The 18,232-nt window shown below is 45.6% G+C and carries 13 protein-coding genes, 3 rRNA genes and 1 pseudogene; 7 read left to right on the top strand and 10 right to left on the bottom strand.

The window, feature by feature from the left end:
- Positions 1-23 precede the first annotated feature (23 nt).
- The 5 genes from V6N89_RS00210 (at position 24) to V6N89_RS00190 (ending at position 5,593) form a co-directional block, all read left to right on the top strand.
- Positions 24-3,098: an error-prone DNA polymerase gene (locus V6N89_RS00210; protein WP_346993247.1), complete on the top strand. Its 3,075-nt coding sequence runs from the start codon at positions 24-26 to the stop codon at positions 3,096-3,098.
- Positions 3,099-3,137: 39 nt separating this feature from the next.
- A complete protein-coding gene (locus V6N89_RS00205) occupies positions 3,138-3,473 on the top strand; it encodes a hypothetical protein (RefSeq protein WP_346993246.1) in 336 nt (111 codons plus the stop codon).
- Between the two features lie 59 nt (positions 3,474-3,532).
- Positions 3,533-3,931 (top strand): hypothetical protein, encoded by a 399-nt coding sequence (locus tag V6N89_RS00200; protein WP_338519604.1) that lies wholly within the window; start codon positions 3,533-3,535, stop codon positions 3,929-3,931.
- 181 nt (positions 3,932-4,112) lie between these two features.
- Positions 4,113-4,643 carry an acyloxyacyl hydrolase gene (locus V6N89_RS00195; RefSeq protein WP_338519602.1) on the top strand — a complete coding sequence of 177 codons (531 nt, stop codon included), beginning with the start codon at positions 4,113-4,115 and terminating at the stop codon, positions 4,641-4,643.
- Between the two features lie 95 nt (positions 4,644-4,738).
- Positions 4,739-5,593 (top strand): DUF2785 domain-containing protein, encoded by an 855-nt coding sequence (locus tag V6N89_RS00190; RefSeq protein WP_338519600.1) that lies wholly within the window; start codon positions 4,739-4,741, stop codon positions 5,591-5,593.
- Positions 5,594-5,951: 358 nt separating this feature from the next.
- Here the strand turns inward: V6N89_RS00190 and rrf are convergent.
- The 3 genes from rrf to V6N89_RS00175 form a co-directional block, all read right to left on the bottom strand.
- Positions 5,952-6,067: ribosomal RNA gene (gene rrf, locus V6N89_RS00185) — 5S ribosomal RNA — on the bottom strand.
- Positions 6,068-6,186: 119 nt separating this feature from the next.
- Positions 6,187-9,060: ribosomal RNA gene (locus tag V6N89_RS00180) — 23S ribosomal RNA — on the bottom strand.
- A 419-nt stretch (positions 9,061-9,479) separates the two neighbouring features.
- Positions 9,480-11,012: ribosomal RNA gene (locus V6N89_RS00175) — 16S ribosomal RNA — on the bottom strand.
- Together the 16S, 23S and 5S rRNA genes form the textbook arrangement of a ribosomal RNA operon.
- A 608-nt stretch (positions 11,013-11,620) precedes the next feature.
- Here V6N89_RS00175 and V6N89_RS00170 point away from each other — a divergent pair.
- On the top strand, positions 11,621-12,154 hold the full coding sequence (locus tag V6N89_RS00170; RefSeq protein WP_202263054.1) for a gamma carbonic anhydrase family protein: 534 nt from the start codon (positions 11,621-11,623) through the stop codon (positions 12,152-12,154).
- Positions 12,155-12,240: 86 nt separating this feature from the next.
- Here V6N89_RS00170 and aroE read toward each other — a convergent pair whose 3' ends face one another.
- Positions 12,241-13,065 carry a shikimate dehydrogenase gene (gene aroE / locus V6N89_RS00165; RefSeq protein WP_338519596.1) on the bottom strand — a complete coding sequence of 275 codons (825 nt, stop codon included), beginning with the start codon at positions 13,063-13,065 and terminating at the stop codon, positions 12,241-12,243.
- On the opposite strand from aroE, the gene V6N89_RS00160 reads away from it, so the two are divergent.
- Positions 13,064-13,492, top strand: a complete 429-nt coding sequence (locus V6N89_RS00160; RefSeq protein WP_338519595.1) for a group II truncated hemoglobin — start codon at positions 13,064-13,066, stop codon at positions 13,490-13,492. The two genes, aroE and V6N89_RS00160, sit on opposite strands and share 2 nt — an antisense overlap.
- 90 nt (positions 13,493-13,582) lie before the next feature.
- On the opposite strand, the pseudogene V6N89_RS00155 reads toward V6N89_RS00160, so the two are convergent.
- The 6 genes and pseudogenes from V6N89_RS00155 to dprA form a co-directional block, all read right to left on the bottom strand.
- Positions 13,583-14,258: pseudogene (locus V6N89_RS00155) on the bottom strand (OmpW family outer membrane protein).
- 197 nt (positions 14,259-14,455) lie between these two features.
- Positions 14,456-15,388 carry an oxygen-dependent coproporphyrinogen oxidase gene (hemF, locus tag V6N89_RS00150; protein WP_346993245.1) on the bottom strand — a complete coding sequence of 311 codons (933 nt, stop codon included), beginning with the start codon at positions 15,386-15,388 and terminating at the stop codon, positions 14,456-14,458.
- Positions 15,385-15,984, bottom strand: a complete 600-nt coding sequence (locus V6N89_RS00145; protein ID WP_338519593.1) for a Sua5/YciO/YrdC/YwlC family protein — start codon at positions 15,982-15,984, stop codon at positions 15,385-15,387. The genes hemF and V6N89_RS00145 overlap by 4 nt, the downstream gene beginning before the upstream one ends.
- Before the next feature lie 24 nt (positions 15,985-16,008).
- Positions 16,009-16,551, bottom strand: coding sequence for a DNA topoisomerase family protein (locus V6N89_RS00140; protein ID WP_346993244.1), 543 nt, complete (start codon positions 16,549-16,551; stop codon positions 16,009-16,011).
- Positions 16,552-16,620: 69 nt separating this feature from the next.
- Complete coding sequence (locus tag V6N89_RS00135) at positions 16,621-17,097, bottom strand: DUF494 family protein (RefSeq protein ID WP_025257120.1); 477 nt, start codon at positions 17,095-17,097, stop codon at positions 16,621-16,623.
- A 1-nt stretch (position 17,098) separates the two neighbouring features.
- On the bottom strand, positions 17,099-18,208 hold the full coding sequence (gene dprA / locus V6N89_RS00130; protein WP_338519590.1) for a DNA-processing protein DprA: 1,110 nt from the start codon (positions 18,206-18,208) through the stop codon (positions 17,099-17,101).
- Between the last annotated feature and the right edge of the window lie 24 nt (positions 18,209-18,232).

Genomic DNA, 18,232 nt, shown 5'->3' with positions numbered 1-18,232 from the left:
GCGTATTGCAATGAAGTAGAACGATGAAATACAGCGAGCTTTTTTGTCAAAGCCACTACAGCTTTTTATGTGGCGCCTCATCACCGGGTGAACTGGTTACTACAGCCTCATTTTTAGGCTATGACGCTATTGCCATCACTGACGAATGCTCAGTTGCAGGCGTAGTGCGCGCGTACGATGAAATTACACATCAGCGTTTGCCTATCAAGCTTATTGTGGGGAGTTATTTTGTTTTTGATGACTCCTTATCTTTTGTTTTATTGTGCCCCAATAAAGCGGCCTACAGCGAGCTATGCCGTATTATTACTAACGCAAGGCGCCGTTCAGAAAAAGGGGAATATCAGCTGGCCGAATGGGACCTGCGTACTATTAGGCACTGTAAATTTATATGGCTTCCTCGAGGTAACAACACCCATGACACATATTGGGCAAAATGGTTACAAAAGCATTCCGCGATAGACGCCTATATTGGCGCACAGCGTTTACTTGATGGGCACGATCACCATAGATTTGCGCACTACAACACACTGCAGGCAACTTATCCGTTCCCTGTTATCGCTTGTACAAGTGTACTTATGCATCATGCAGACAGACTGCCACTACAACATGTTTTGCACGCAACGCACGCACACACCAGCGTGCATGAAATTGGTCGCAAGGCACTGAGTAATGCCGAGCGAAGCCTGCGCACTACTCACAAAATAAAAAAACTTTATCCAGAAAAATGGATAGCTAATACCAATGCTTTGGTAAGCTTATTTACCTTTTGTTTAAGTGAATTACGCTACCAATACCCTGCGGAGTTAGTTCCTGATGGATACACGCCAACCTCTTATTTGCGAGAGCGAGTAGAAGCGGGCATAAAAGTGCGCTTCCCTGAGGGCCTCAAGCCCGATATACGGGCTATTATCGAAAAAGAGTTAACGCTTATTGCAGAGCAGGAATACGAGTACTTCTTCCTAACCATTTATGACATTGTACAGTTTGCCAAGCGCCAAGGTATTTTGTATCAAGGAAGGGGCTCAGCAGCTAATTCTGTCGTGTGTTATTGCTTAGAGATTACCGCCGTCGATCCAAGACAAATTAGCGTACTCTTCGAACGCTTCATTTCCAAAGAGCGCAACGAACCGCCCGACATAGATGTCGACTTTGAGCATCAGCGGCGTGAAGAAATTATTCAATACATTTACCAAAAGTATGGCAGAGAGCGTACCGCAATAGCCGCAACCGTTATTTGCTATCGCTTTAAATCAGCGTTCAAAGATGTTGGTAAAGCACTAGGGTTTAGCGAGTCACAGCTAGACTTTGTCATCAAACAAATAAATCGCAGAGACAGCGTTATCCCATGGAAATCGCAGCTTGCAAAACTTGGGTTAAACCCAGAAGACAACAAAGTACGTCAACTTATCACGCTAACCGAAGCGCTATTAGGTACACCTCGGCACTTATCGCAACATGTGGGAGGCTTTGTTATTAGTGCTGGGCCTTTATATGACCTTGTACCGGTAGAAAACGCCGCAATGGAAGCGCGAACCATTATTCAGTGGGACAAAGACGATATCGAAACCTTGGGGTTACTCAAAGTCGATGTACTCGCACTCGGTATGCTAAGCGCTATTCGCCGTGCTTTTCAACTTATTAATAAGCAGTATCCGCGTGAAGTGAGTATTCCATTTATTACTAAACTTGGTGATGACAAACAAGTGTTCGACATGATTTGCAAGGCCGACACCGTTGGTGTGTTTCAAATTGAATCTCGCGCGCAGATGTCTATGCTTCCCCGCTTAAAACCTCGACGTTACTATGACTTGGTAGTGCAAATCGCCATTGTTCGTCCGGGACCTATTCAAGGTGATATGGTGCATCCTTATCTTATTCGGCGTCATGGCAATGAAGTGATCACCTACCCATCAAAAGCAGTAGAAGGGGTGCTTTCTCGCACTATGGGCGTTCCCATATTTCAAGAACAAGTTATTCAACTTGCCATGGTCGCTGCAGGTTTTAGTGGGGGTGAAGCTGATCAACTGCGCCGTGCCATGGCCAGTTGGAAAAAAGACGGCCGCATTTTTGAATTCAAAGAGAAGCTGATTAAAGGCATGACAGATCGCGGTTATGAAAGCACCTTTGCACATAACTTGTTTGAACAAATTAAAGGGTTTGCAGGGTATGGCTTTCCCGAGTCTCATTCAGCCTCGTTTGCCGTATTAGCCTATGTATCGTGCTGGTTAAAATTCTATTTTCCTGTGGAGTTTTACGTAGCATTACTTAACAGCTGGCCCATGGGCTTTTACTCGCCCTCACAACTTGTTCAGGACGCTAAACGACACGGCATTACTGTATTTGCACCTTGTGTAAACCAATCAGATGTTGAGCATACTTTGGTTATTAAAGGGCAAGAAAAACAACTTCAACTAGGATTAACCCTTATAAAAGGGTTAAGCGAAGAAAGCGCGCAAGAACTGGTAAAGTTACGTCCAGCCAAGGGCTATAGCAGTATTAATCACGTTCAACAACTTAGCCTAAAGCGCAACGAGTTAGAAGCGCTTGCCAGTGCTGATGCACTACGCACATTATCAGGCGATCGCTACCAAACACGTTGGCGAATGATGGATACGCAAACCAGCCTGCCCCTGTTTGACGATCAAGAAACATCAAGCACACTTACTGCTCCCCCCTCGGAAGCTGAAAACTTGCTAGAGGACTACGCGGCTACCGGACTTTCAGTAAATAATCATCCTATTGCACTACTTAAGCAAAAGCACAAACTGCACGACATTAGTTGGTCAGACACGCTTACTGACAAGAAAAACAAGTCGGTGATAAAAGTATTAGGAGCCGTAACTGGCAGACAGGCGCCAGGAACCGCGGCTGGCGTTACTTTTCTTACGTTAGAAGATGATAAAGGCAACATCAATGTCGTGGTGTGGCAAGCGACTGCGCGAGCACAACAGCAAACGTTTTTGAAAGCCAAATTACTTCAAGTGAATGGTATAATAGAGTGCTCTAAAGAAGGCATTATTCATGTCATTGCTGGAAAGCTAATTGATAGAACACCTTGGCTTGAAGACATTACTTTACCTTCTCGAGATTTTCACTAACCTTTGCTTACTACAACACGTGCTGTTTTGATGAATTTCATGAGACAATTAGTAGCCATTTTACTTCTCTGTGCACTGAGCATAAACGCTCAAGCAGACAAGTTTATTGTTGGCGCTCAGAATTTAGAATACTTCCCACACTATGACTTTACCTCAAAGATTGATAAAGGTGTGGGCTGGGCAATTCTAGAGGCATTCTCCGAAGCATCTGGTCATGAATTTATATATGTGAGCATGCCCATTAGACGTTTGCAAATGGAGATGCTTAAGGGCAACGTCGATTTTGTCTACCCTGACAATCAAGGGTGGTACAACAGCATTACCTCTGCGAAGGAAAAGTATTTCTCGCTACCATTAACCTATGCGTTAACCTAAGCACAATTGTAGATGCAAGAAACGCTGGAAAAGGGGTGGAGGCTATTAAGAACCTCGCAATGCCTCTGGGTTTCACGCCAGTGAATTGGCAAGCGCGCATTGACGAAGACACAACGAAAATCACATGGGTACAGGATTTACAACAGGGGTTTGCCTTGCTTTATCAAGGACGCGTTGACGCCCTAGATTTAGAGTACTTTGTGGCGCAGTATGCCAGTGTAAACACTTATCCAAATAGGGCACTTGTTTTAGATCTAACGCTCCCCCACAACGAAATTCCGTTTTCATTATCATCCCTTTCGCAAAAGGATGTAATACAAGAGCTTAATGCATTTATTACGTCTAACCCTGATTTGATTAAGAGTATTAGACACAAATATGCCATCACGCCCTATTCTCAACTGTTAAATCAGCTAATAGAGCAACAAGGGCTTAAGCATGAGGAAGTCTGGAAATAGCATTGCCAAAACACTGTGGCAATGCGTTATACCTTCTCCTGTAAAATCTACGCGCTTGCAGTAAAACACACATATCAAATGGAATAACCCCATTCCAAAATTAAACCAAACCACTGATCTTAAACGCTAATTTCATTTTGGAAACGTAATTGCTTTATAGGTAACAAATAGAGGAGTTACCATGAGATTTATTACGTTACTAGCTACCACTTTCTTTTTGTTACTGCTTTCGCAAGGCTTACAGGCAAAACAAACTGTAAGTGTTGACTACATGAACGGCTTTGACGACATCGACGGTTTGCGCTTTGCCTATCGTCCTTTTGAACAAGAGCTTGCAACCGACTGGTTTGGCGATATTAAGCTTTATTGGGAAACCAGTGCAGTTGTATGGGAATACGGTAACGACAATACGCATAGCGTGAGCTACGCCATATCTTTGACCCCAGTGTTAATGAAACAGGTTGCTACTGTTTACGATGAATATCCCCTTTATGTAGAAGCAGGCATTGGTGTAAGTTATGTAGGCGATCAAGAAGTAGCGGGCAAAGATATTGGCTCTAACTACCAATTTGAAGATCGTTTAGGCCTAGTAATGGAATTAGACCAATCGCAAGATGTTGCTCTACGTTACATGCACTTCAGTAACGGTGGGTTTAACAACGATAATCCGGGATTGGATTTTCTAAACCTATCGTACGCCTATCATTTTTAGTTACAAATTAGCCATTTATAACATCGCGAGTAAGCTAGCAGTAAAAAGAACATTTACGTAATGTAGTTACTATACTTACTACATGGAATTGTTTTATGAAGAAAACGCTGCTTGCGCTTGCGACCACCCTTTGCTTTTCTCAGTGGGCAAGTGCGTCATGCCCACTTCCTAATACTGCGTTAGCGGGCACAACCGCTGCAACATCACTTACCCTCGAGCAACACGTTGCGTGCTTAGCATCAAGCAACCCTTCAATTAGAGATGATATTGCTTTTAAGACCTTAAGCACGTCTTTACGCAGTGGAGAGCTATCAACTGACCAAGTAACAATGGTTCATAACTTGCTGATTAATGACTTAAACAAGCAAGATAAGACCACACATCATCATTCGTTCGTTGTACTGTCGCTTGCTGAAGTTGCACGGGTTGACAGGCTAACGCCATTTTTAAGCGAAGATAAACGCCTGAAGTTGGTTAAGACAGCGATAGATTCGCTTGTGTACGTAAACGACTATAGCGGGTTTGATCATGATATTGGCTATATACATCAAATAGCGCATGCGTCTGATCTTGTTTTGCAGCTTGCTTTAAATGACGCTATCGATAAAGCTTCACTGGAATCACTTTCACTCGCTTTACAAAAAGCCATTAACCCTAGCACCCTACATTTCTATCGCTATGGCGAACCTGACAGGTTAGTAAGAGCTACCGTGTATTTAATGCTTAGAGAGTCTTTGGACTTAGATTATTGGACTAAATGGCTTGAGAATGCGGCTCTACCACCACAAAAAACATGGCAAGACGCTTATAGTAACAACAAGGGATTAGCTGCACTTCATAACACCCAGAGTTTTTTCGGCAGGTTGTTGCTGTGGACAGCAGACTCAAAAAACCCAAAGCTTAAAGCGATAAACGAACAAGCGCTTTTGCATTTAAAAGTAATTAGGTGATGTGGTACAAAATCATGATACGCAGTATCGTGACTTTTGCGCAAGGAGGACGCACAGTACGCTCAGTTGTTAGCTACTTCTTTCATGCTTTTGAACAGACACAAAAAAGCCCTTGTCTGACGACAAGGGCTTTTCTTAAATTAGGACCTGGCAATGTCCTAGCTCACTTGGGGGTGAAGAACGCTGCACCACAGGTGCATGACGGATGCCTAATGGCATGCGGCAAGTGATGAACGGTCGAGCTCTGCGAGACCATGGAAGCCCCCTTCGGGATGGCTGACCGCGGGAGTAGCACGTTAGTGCTAGTCCTTAAAGCAAAAAACCCAGCTTTCGCTGGGTTCTTTGTTTTAGAATTAGGACCTGGCAGTGTCCTACTCTCACATGGGGAAGCCCCACACTACCATCGGCGCTAATACGTTTCACTTCTGAGTTCGGAATGGGGTCAGGTGGTACCGTATCGCTATGGCTGCCAGGAAAAACTGGTAACAATTTGGGAAAGATAATATTAATTCAATCAGTGAGTAACTACTTTTCACTCTACTTACTTTAGCTTGTCTACAACACTCAAAAGCCTAAAGCTTTTTGGGCGTTGTATGGTTAAGCCTCTCGGGCAATTAGTACAGGTTAGCTTAACGCCTTACAACGCTTCCACACCCTGCCTATCAACGTCATCGTCTATAACAACCCTTCCAGAACTTAAAGTTCAGGGATGACTCATCTTTGGGCTTACTTCCCGCTTAGATGCTTTCAGCGGTTATCCGTTCCGAACATAGCTACCGGGCAATGCCATTGGCATGACAACCCGAACACCAGCGGTTCGTCCACTCCGGTCCTCTCGTACTAGGAGCAGCTCCCATCAATCATCCAACGCCCACACCAGATAGGGACCGAACTGTCTCACGACGTTCTAAACCCAGCTCGCGTACCACTTTAAATGGCGAACAGCCATACCCTTGGGACCGACTTCAGCCCCAGGATGTGATGAGCCGACATCGAGGTGCCAAACACCGCCGTCGATATGAACTCTTGGGCGGTATCAGCCTGTTATCCCCGGAGTACCTTTTATCCGTTGAGCGATGGCCCTTCCATACAGAACCACCGGATCACTATGACCTACTTTCGTACCTGCTCGACGTGTCTGTCTCGCAGTTAAGCTAGCTTATGCCATTGCACTAACCTCACGATGTCCGACCGTGATTAGCTAACCTTCGTGCTCCTCCGTTACTATTTGGGAGGAGACCGCCCCAGTCAAACTACCCACCAGACACTGTCCACAATCCCGATTAGGGACCTATGTTAGAACATCAAACATACAAGGGTGGTATTTCAAGGACGGCTCCACACAATCTAGCGACTGTGCTTCAAAGCCTCCCACCTATCCTACACATGTAGGTTCAATGTTCAGTGCCAAGCTGTAGTAAAGGTTCACGGGGTCTTTCCGTCTAGGTGCGGGTACACAGCATCTTCACTGCGATTTCAATTTCACTGAGTCTCGGGTGGAGACAGCGTGGCCATGGTTACACCATTCGTGCAGGTCGGAACTTACCCGACAAGGAATTTCGCTACCTTAGGACCGTTATAGTTACGGCCGCCGTTTACCGGGGCTTCGATCAAGAGCTTCGCTTACGCTAACCCCATCAATTAACCTTCCGGCACCGGGCAGGTGTCACACCCTATACGTCCTCTTACGAGTTTGCAGAGTGCTGTGTTTTTAATAAACAGTCCCAGCCACCTGGTCACTGCGGCCCCCATCTGCTTACCACGTAAAGTGTTCACAAACAGGGGCGTACCTTCTCCCGAAGTTACGGTACAATTTTGCCGAGTTCCTTCACCCGAGTTCTCTCAAGCGCCTTAGTATTCTCTACCTGACCACCTGTGTCGGTTTGGGGTACGGTTCATATAATCATAAGTTTAGAAGCTTTTCCTGGAAGCAGGGCATCAACAACTTCACCACCTTGGTGGCTCGTCTCGCGTCTCAGCTTTAAGAACCCGGATTTACCTAAGTTCTCGGCCTACTCGCTTTCACTTGGACAACCAACGCCAAGCTTGCCTAGCCTTCTCCGTCCCTCCATCACTGATTATATAAGTACGGGAATATTAACCCGTTTCCCATCGACTACGCATTTCTGCCTCGCCTTAGGGGCCGACTTACCCTGCCCTGATTAGCATGGGACAGGAAACCTTGGTCTTCCGGCGTGGGAGTTTTTCACTCCCATTATCGTTACTCATGTCAGCATTCGCACTTGTGATATGTCCAGCAAGCTTTACAACTCACCTTCATCCACTTACACAACGCTCCCCTACCCAGCATGTAAACATGCTGCCGCAGCTTCGGTATATTGCTTAGCCCCGTTACATCTTCCGCGCAGGCCGACTCGACTAGTGAGCTATTACGCTTTCTTTAAAGGGTGGCTGCTTCTAAGCCAACCTCCTAGCTGTCTATGCCTTCCCACATCGTTTCCCACTTAGCAATATTTTGGGACCTTAGCTGGCGGTCTGGGTTGTTTCCCTCTCCACGACGGACGTTAGCACCCGCCGTGTGTCTCCCGGATAGTTCTCATTGGTATTCGGAGTTTGCAAAGGGTTGGTAAGTCGGGATGACCCCCTAGCCTTAACAGTGCTCTACCCCCAATGGAATTCGTCCGAGGCTCTACCTAAATAGATTTCGGGGAGAACCAGCTATCTCCCGGTTTGATTGGCCTTTCACCCCCAGCCACAGGTCATCCCCTAACTTTTCAACGTTAGTGGGTTCGGTCCTCCAGTTGATGTTACTCAACCTTCAACCTGCCCATGGCTAGATCACCGGGTTTCGGGTCTATACCTAGCAACTAAACGCGCAGTTAACACTCGCTTTCGCTACGGCTCCGTTATTCACTTAACCTTGCTACTAAATATAAGTCGCTGACCCATTATACAAAAGGTACGCAGTCACCCCGAAGGGCTCCCACTGCTTGTACGTATACGGTTTCAGGTTCTATTTCACTCCCCTCACAGGGGTTCTTTTCGCCTTTCCCTCACGGTACTGGTTCACTATCGGTCAGTTAGGAGTATTTAGCCTTGGAGGATGGTCCCCCCATATTCAGTCAAGATAACACGTGTCCCGACCTACTCGATTTCACTGTAAAGAACTCGTCGTGTACGGGGCTATCACCCTGTATCGCTCCTCTTCCCAAAGGATTCCACTAAATTCTAAACAGCTTAAGGGCTGCTCCCCGTTCGCTCGCCGCTACTAGGGGAATCTCGGTTGATTTCTTTTCCTAAGGGTACTTAGATGTTTCAGTTCCCCTCGTTCGCCTCGTTACACTATGTATTCATGTAACGATACCTATAAATAGGTGGGTTTCCCCATTCGGACATCTGTGGCTCAAATGCATTTTGTCGGCTCACCACAGCTTTTCGCAGACTTACACGTCCTTCATCGCCTCTAACTGCCAAGGCATCCACCGTATACGCTTCGTCACTTAACCATACAACCCCAAACAGCCTTTTGACTTCTGCCTGAGTTATGTCGCATGAATGACAAGCTAATCGGAAGAATTGCCTTGTTATCAAATCATCGATTGATAACAAGCAATTCAGTCAAGTAGAGTAAAAAGTCATCTTTCGATTTCTCAGTTACTCAATTTTGATTGATTACTATTAATATCAGCTTTCCAAATTGTTAAAGAACATAAGTGTTTCGTAAAACACTAATCAATGATGCGATCATTAATTAGCATTCTATGCAGAAACATCTACATAGCACTTCTTTAGCGAGCAGTAAAAGCGTCAGCAAAATCACATTTTGCGGTTAAGCGCTTTTACGCGACACTCGCGAAGCGAGTCTTTATAAATAAACAAAACAATCTGTGTAGGCACTGCATCAAGGCGTCTATCGACGTAATGGTAAGGAGGTGATCCAACCCCAGGTTCCCCTAGGGTTACCTTGTTACGACTTCACCCCAGTCATGAAACACAAAGTGGTAATCGTCCTCCCGAAGGTTAGACTAACTACTTCTTTTGCATCCCACTCCCATGGTGTGACGGGCGGTGTGTACAAGGCCCGGGAACGTATTCACCGCAGTATTCTGACCTGCGATTACTAGCGATTCCGACTTCATGGAGTCGAGTTGCAGACTCCAATCCGGACTACGACATTCTTTAAGGGGTCCGCTCCACATCACTGTCTCGCTTCCCTCTGTAAATGCCATTGTAGCACGTGTGTAGCCCTACACGTAAGGGCCATGATGACTTGACGTCGTCCCCACCTTCCTCCGGTTTGTCACCAGCAGTCTCCTTAGAGTGCCCAACTTAATGCTGGCAACTAAGGACAAGGGTTGCGCTCGTTGCGGGACTTAACCCAACATCTCACGACACGAGCTGACGACAGCCATGCAGCACCTGTGTCAGAGTTCCCGAAGGCACCAATCTATCTCTAGAAAGTTCTCTGCATGTCAAGTGTAGGTAAGGTTCTTCGCGTTGCATCGAATTAAACCACATGCTCCACCGCTTGTGCGGGCCCCCGTCAATTCATTTGAGTTTTAACCTTGCGGCCGTACTCCCCAGGCGGTCTACTTAGCGCGTTAGCTTCGCTACTCACGACTTAAAGTCACAAACAGCTAGTAGACAGCGTTTACGGTGTGGACTACCAGGGTATCTAATCCTGTTCGCTACCCACACTTTCGCACATGAGCGTCAGTCTTTGGCCAGGGAGTCGCCTTCGCCACTGATGTTCCTCCAGATATCTACGCATTTCACCGCTACACCTGGAATTCCACTCCCCTCTCCAAGACTCTAGTCTGCCAGTTCTAAATGACCATCCCAGGTTGAGCCCGGGGCTTTCACATCTAGCTTAACAAACCGCCTGCGTGCGCTTTACGCCCAGTAATTCCGATTAACGCTCGCACCCTCCGTATTACCGCGGCTGCTGGCACGGAGTTAGCTAGTGCTTCTTCTGTTGTTAACGTCACGGCTAGCAGGTATTAACTACTAACTTTTCCTCACAACTGAAAGTGCTTTACAACCCGAAGGCCTTCTTCACACACGCGGCATGGCTGCATCAGGGTTTCCCCCATTGTGCAATATTCCCCACTGCTGCCTCCCGTAGGAGTCTGGGCCGTGTCTCAGTCCCAGTGTGGCTGATCTTCCTCTCAGAACAGCTAGAGATCGTCGCCTTGGTAAGCCTTTACCTTACCAACTAGCTAATCTCACTTGGGCCTCTCTTTGCGCCGGAGCCTAAGCCCCGTTTGGTCCGAAGACATTATGCGGTATTAGCAGTCGTTTCCAACTGTTATCCCCCTCGCAAAGGCAAGTTCCCAAGCATTACTCACCCGTCCGCCACTCGTCAGCGATTAGCAAGCTAATCCTGTTACCGTTCGACTTGCATGTGTTAGGCCTGCCGCCAGCGTTCAATCTGAGCCATGATCAAACTCTTCAATTAAATATATCGAAATATGAATCGTCGTTGTGACACTCTTAACGAGTGCCCACACAGATTGTCTTGTCTAAATTTTTAAAGAACATTCACTAGAAGCTTTGCTTCTTCGTGACTCACCCTGTTCGAGTGAGGTGCGCATTATACGCTGGAAGTTTTCGTTGTCAACACTTTTTGAAAATTTATTTTCTGAAGCGTTTCTTCTAAACTCCCGTCTTTACTGGCCTATGCAGGTAGTAGAGACTTACTTTAAGAGGCTTGCTGTTTTGCTTTCCCCCCGAAGCGGATGCGCATTTTAGGGAATTGAGCGCCCACGTCAACACTTATTTTAAAAAAAGTGTCATATTGCGTTTGTTTGCTCAATAAAGCCCCACTTCGCTCAGCAAACACACTATTTTGTCGTTTCACAGTGGACCTTCTAGTGATCTACGCTATTTGTTACTACCTAATCATGCTCCCCTTTGCTTGTAATAAACATATAGAGATTAAGTACACCCGTATTCTTAAATAACCTAATTAGCGTGGTAAAGTAGTTGTCATTACTATTACTCATTCATTATTTGATACCTAAAATAGTAGAACTAATTAAGTATCAGTAGAAAAGGAATCATACTTTGACCCTACGTACCTACAAATCTATAACCCCATCTCTTGGTGCTAACTGCTATGTCGACCCGTCAGCTGTTATTGCAGGCGATGTAGTATTAGGTGATGACGCAAGTATTTGGCCACTTGTTGCGGCAAGGGGCGATGTAAACAAAATCAGAATAGGTGCCCGTAGTAATGTACAAGACGGTAGTGTGCTACACGTTACTCGCAAATCAGCACAAAACCCTGAGGGCTTTCCATTAATTATTGGTGAAGATGTGACGGTAGGTCATAAGTGCATGCTGCACGGTTGTGAGCTTGGCAGTCGGATACTGGTAGGTATGGGTGCTATTATTATGGACGGCGTTATTGTAGAAGATGATGTGTTCATCGGTGCTGGCACATTAGTCCCTCCCAATAAGCGTCTTGAAAGCGGATACCTTTATGTAGGTAACCCAATGCAAAAGAAACGTCCTCTAAAAGAAAGCGAAATGGCCTTTCTAAAACAGTCAGCAATTAATTACGTTAATTTAAAAGACGAATATTTAGAAGACGCCTAATCCTCTACATTCAAAACGCTATTTGTCTATAAAAGTGTTTAATTAGTGGCGCGGCTGGGCTATGTCCCGACCAAAGAACCGTGCCACTAGCGCTTTATCAGTTCTCTTACTTTATCTACTACCTGGGCAGTATTTGGTTTTTTGCCTGTCCAGATGGTAAATGCTGCTGCGGCTTGTTCAACTAACATACCTAACCCATCTAGACTTTGCGCTACCCCCAATTTTATTGCTTCTTGCATAAAAGGTGTTGGTGAATTTTTATAAACCATGTCATACACCGCTTCACACTTACTTAAGGACGCCGCATTTATGTTGCATGGAAGTTCGCCGTTTAAACTTGCTGCAGTAGAATTAATGATTACGTGTGGTGTTATCGACGCTACGTCGTCAAGCGTCATTACCGCTATTTCATTGTACTGACTTTCACTGGCCACCTGCTCTGCACGGCTTAGCGTTCTATTAGCAATAGTAAGTTTCGCGATACCAGCCACAAATAACGGAGAAACAACTCCTCGTGCCGCACCACCAGCACCTAACAGTAAAACGTGTTTATCTTTTAGTGCTACACCGTTATTCAATAAATCATTCACTAAACCAATACCGTCGGTATTAAAACCATTGACCTTTCCGTCCGCTGTCTTCATCAGCGTATTTACGGCCTTTGCATCATTCGCGGCAGCGTCTTCTACCTGAGCAAAGTTATAGGCGTCTAATTTGAACGGCATAGTAACATTGCATCCTATTGCAGCATCTTGAGCTAGAAATGCTGACGCTGCGTCGACAAAACCATCTTCAGGTGCCAGAATTTTTTCATAAGAAATCTCTTCGCCTACCTGTTGTGCAAACATTTGATGGATAGTTGGTGATAAACTCTGAGCTATAGGATTTCCGAATACAGCGAATTTTTTCATGGGAATACGAGACTTATTTAAAACAAAACAGAAAAGCGAAGATGTTAAAAAGAGTACACCATATTACCGTATAGGTGGAGAAGAGAAAGTAAGAGCACTTTCCAATACGTTCTATGACATTATGGAAAACGACCCTATGGCTAAAGAGCTATTGGCCATACATCCACAACCACTCGACAGAATTCGACACGTATTCTTTTTGTATTTAAGCCTATGGTTAGGCGGTCCCGATGACTTTCAGCAACAGTTTGGCCATCCGCGCCTTCGTGCCAGACACTTACCCTTTACTGTTACACCTGTGCTTAAAGATCAGTGGATGTATTGTATGCGCAAAGCGATGTTTCAGACCGTCGACGATATGGCACTTGCTCAACAATTGCTGCAAGCGCTCGATCAACTTGCAGAGCATATGATAAATAGCAAATAAAAAAGCGCGCTGTCGAGATTACTCTCTTGGCGCGCAAGTCCCCTGTTACTGTCCACGCTCTTTATCGCGCATAAGTAGTGCAATTAGGTACTAGAATGTATAGCCTACTGAAATAGTGTAAACCCAAGGGTCGATTTCAATATCGCTCACTACACCATCTGCTTCACCCACTTTGAATGTAGCGTCGGTATCGATATCAATAAAACGTACAGATGCATTCACATGCCATTTTTTATCTACGATATAGTCCATACCAACTTGTGCTGTAAGTCCAAAAGAGTTGTCTAGCGACAAGTCGCTTAGGCCCGCACCAGCATTCGCACTAGTGAACTCTTCATCAAAGAAGATTGTGTAGTTGATACCAGCACCGATATAAGGCTGAAAAGCAGAGCTCGCGTCGTTGAAGTAATAGTTTGCAGTAAGAGAAGGTGGCAAGTGTGTTACTTCGCCTAGTTGGTTACTAGGTTCCTAGTGGGTCAGACACAGAGAAATTAACATCGTGTTTAAACGGTGTAGCCGCTAATAACTCAATATTGATGTTGTTAGTAACAAAGTAGGCAACGTTAATACCTAGTTGCGTATTGTTATCAACTGTGAGTGCAACACCAAGGTCGGTACCATAAACGATAATGTTAGATGATGACTCATCTGGAGCCACTGTGGTTAAGCCACCGCGCACAATCCAGTCACCTTCCTGGTGAGCGCTAGCTAGTGGAGAAAGTGCAGCGAGTGTAAGGCAAATTGCAGAAAGAGTGTGTTTACGCATGATGTGTCTCTCGTGTGTTTAATTAAGATGACGCCACTGTACGCGTTTGAAGAAGTAATATATTGATCCAGCGCAAGCTTCATAAGTAACTGAAACGGTGGCACTAATACGAGTTGATGTAGATCAAAAAGAAACGCCGTATCATGCAAGACACGGCGTTATGTTAGGTATAAGTCATCAGTAGATAATGCTAAAGACTACCACTGTGTGGGTTTAAGCCAGTCTACCAATTTGGCTTCTGCACTTCCCGGTGCTGGTGTATAACAATACTCCCATCTAGCCAGAGGCGGCATAGACATCAAAATCGATTCGGTTCGCCCGCCTGTTTGCAGCCCAAATAAGGTACCTCTGTCGAATACCAAGTTGAATTCAACATAACGACCGCGGCGATATAGCTGAAAATCACGCTCGCGCTCACCGTAAGCGGTTTGCTTACGACGCTCAACAATGGGTACATAAGCGTCGATGTAGCCATTACCCACTGCCTGCATAAACGCAAACGATTGTTCAAATCCCCATTCATTAAGGTCGTCAAAGAAAAGGCCACCCACGCCTCGCGTTTCATTGCGATGCTTGAGATAGAAGTAATCGTCACACCATTTCTTATATTTTGGATACACTTCTTCGCCAAAAGGTTTGCATAGCTTTTTAGCTGTATCATGCCAATGAACAACATCTTCTTTAAACGGGTAGAAAGGCGTTAAGTCAAAACCACCACCAAACCACCAAATAGGGGCTTCGCCCTCTTTTTCTGCAATAAAGAAGCGCACGTTTGCATGTGATGTGGGGATATAAGGATTATGGGGATGGATAACGAGGGATACGCCCATAGCTTGGAAATTACGGCCTGCTAACTCCGGTCGGTTAGCCGTCGCTGACGCAGGCATTTGGCTACCAAATACGTGCGAGAAATTCACCCCACCTTGCTCAATAACAGCACCATTTTTCAGCACCCGAGAGCGGCCACCGCCTCCCTCTTCACGCTGCCAGCTGTCTTCAACAAATTGGCCTTTTCCGTCAGCAAGTTCTAACGTCTGGCAAATGGTGTCCTGTAAATTAAGTAGATAAGTTTTTACTTGCTCAATAACGTCTGCGGCGTTTTTTCCATCTAGTAGTTCTTGTGACATCATGCGCGTATTACCTCTGCACTGTCGCCATCTCGTATTACGCTTGGCTTGGTAGCATTTCCTACTTCACCCTCTACATACGTCACTGAGTCAGCAAACACAGCTTTGGCTTCGTTAATAGTTTTAGTTGGGGGATGCCCCGTAAGATTTGCACTGGTAGACACCAACGGCTTACCTAACTTGTTACATAGTTCTACCACAACAGGGTGATTGGTAACACGTACCGCAATTTTGTCATGCTGCCCGGTAACCCATTGAGCCGCAGCGGCTGATTTAGGCAAGAGCCATGTGTTGGGCCCAGGCCAGCTCGAAAAAATGTCAGTACGTCTGTCAGGTCTTATCGCATTGTCATCTACATAAGGTAGCAGTTGACTGTAATTTGCTGCGATTAAAATAACGCCCTTTTTCACTGAGCGTTGCTTAATCTTCAGCAACGCGTTTACCGCTTCTTCATTGTCTGGATCACAGCCAATCCCCATGACAGCTTCCGTGGGATAAACCAACAACTTACCTTCATGAAACGCCCTGACAATAGGATCATTATCGCGCTCATCTTTCGATGTAGCAGGTTTTGCATTTCCGCTGTGGAATTCAGACATGGTGTTTCTCAATAATCGCGCTGGTTACTTTTTGAAGCCGCAGAAAGGTTGCGGGCATTGCAACTGCCCTTTTTTGTCAATCAACACTCCCCACCCGCAGTCTGGGCAGGCTTCGTTTACTGGCGTGAAATTTAGCACATAACGACATTGGGGATAACGATTACATGCAAAAAACTGTTTTCCGTACTTATTTGTCCGAGAGATTAAGTGTCCCTTGTGACATTTCGGGCAGTCGACAAGCGTGTCTTCTTGCTGCTTTATTGGGGCGATGTAATGGCATTCTGGGAAATTGGTGCAGCCGATAAACATGCCAAATCGACCCTTTTTAATCGCTAATTCAGACTCACATTCTGGACATGCAACGCCATCTAACGTTTTTAATAGTGTAGTTTGTTTATCGTGAAGTGGTTTACTGAAACCGCATTGAGGGTAGCCAGTACAACCGATGAAAGGGCCTGTTTTGCTGCTTTTAATATGTAGTGGTTTGCCGCAATCAGGACAATCGTCGGCACTGTCATCGAGTGCGTGCTCATGCGCTGAAAACAATGAATGGTCTATTTTGGACATAATACCCTTAAGTGCACTGCTGGTAGGCAATGCACTCAGTTTATCACAAACAGTTCTTCGTGGTGTTGATTAATGCAGCACACCATCAGGCTCTTCAAAGAGCAAGTCTTCCATTTGTGCATAGGCTTTTTCTTTACCCGGCACATTGAACAGCACCATCAGCACGACCCATTTCAGGTCTTCAAGACAAAACTCGCTTGAATCGATCTCCATGACGCGGTCAATCACCATTTCGCGCGTAGAAGCGTCTAACACGTTGACTTGCTCGAGAAACATCAAAAAGCCTCGGCACTCTACGTCAAGACGCATTTGCTCTTCGTGGGTATAGATACGGCTTAAACTGGTACTGATGCCCTTACAAAAGTACGGCTTTATATCGGTCTCTTGCAGTGCAGCAAGTTTCTCTAACCAGGCGAGGGCTTTGTAAATCTCATCGTGATGAAACCCAGCGCGCACAAGCTCTTCAGTTAACTCATCTTGGTCAACTCGGATCTCAGTTTCACTATGTATGAAGTTTTCAAACAGATACATGAGGATATCGAACATGTTATTTTCCCCTCAATTTAACGTAACCACCAGGGACAGCAGCTACCAAACCACGCAATTCATATTCTAATAATGACGCCATTGCTTTATCGACAGTAATGGCATTGCGTTGGGCTATGACATCAATAGCGGTGATGTCATAATCCACACTAGCTAATAATTTATCGGTTGCCAAGCTCTTAACTTCACTTTTTTCTCGATCGCCAACGTCTTTCAACACAAGCTGTTGAGGTGCAATGGCAATTTCTTCAACGATTTCGTTTGTTGTAGTAACTAATTTGGCGCCCTGCTGGATCAACCAATGACAACCTTGAGTGTATGCGTGGAAAATACTTCCGGGTACCGCAAATACCTCTCTTCCTAGATCTGCGGCCAAATTGGCAGTTATCAAGGTGCCACTTTTTATTTTTGCCTCAACAACCAGCGTGCCTAAACACATGGCAGCAATAATTCGGTTGCGTCGCGGGAAATGCCACGCCCTTGGACCTACCCCAGGGAAAAACTCTGAAACAATAGCGCCACCCGCCACAATTATTTGTGATAACAGCGCCTTGTTTTTAGCAGGATACACATTATCTGGCCCCGTCCCCATAACCGCAATGGTGCTGCCCACGCCTTCCATGCCTCCTCGGTGTGCTGCACTATCTATCCCCATTGCTAGGCCGCTGGTTACCGTTAATCCATTACGTGATAGTTCTAACGAGAATTCTTCTGCTATCTTTTTACCCTGTTCACTTGCTCGGCGGCTTCCGACAATAGCTATCTGATGATTAGTAAGTAGCGTTACATTGCCAATAACAAATAAGACCAATGGCGGGCTATCGAGTTGTTTTAGCGCATCGGGATAATCGCTTGATGAGAACGTAACTAACTTGTGATTGCAGTCACTGCGCTCCCAAAGTAGCGCACGCTCCACTAGCGTTGGCGTAATTTCACTTTTTAGTTTTTCGATATCAGGAAGCGCATCATGTGACAGCGTTAGCAGGTCCTTTGGTGTATTGCCTGATACAGACAGCGCATCTAGCCAATGCTTGCTCGCCACGCGTTGTGCCGAGGCCATAAAAAGCCATGCTAATTCATTCGATGTAATGGAAAGTAATGATGGTCGCACTGCCGCTCCTTATCGTGCGGCAAT

The organism is Alteromonas gracilis (genome assembly GCF_036870955.2).
GTDB lineage: Bacteria > Pseudomonadota > Gammaproteobacteria > Enterobacterales > Alteromonadaceae > Alteromonas > Alteromonas gracilis_A.
Note: the sequence above shows the minus strand (reverse complement) of the source record. Positions and strands in the feature narration are given on the sequence as shown.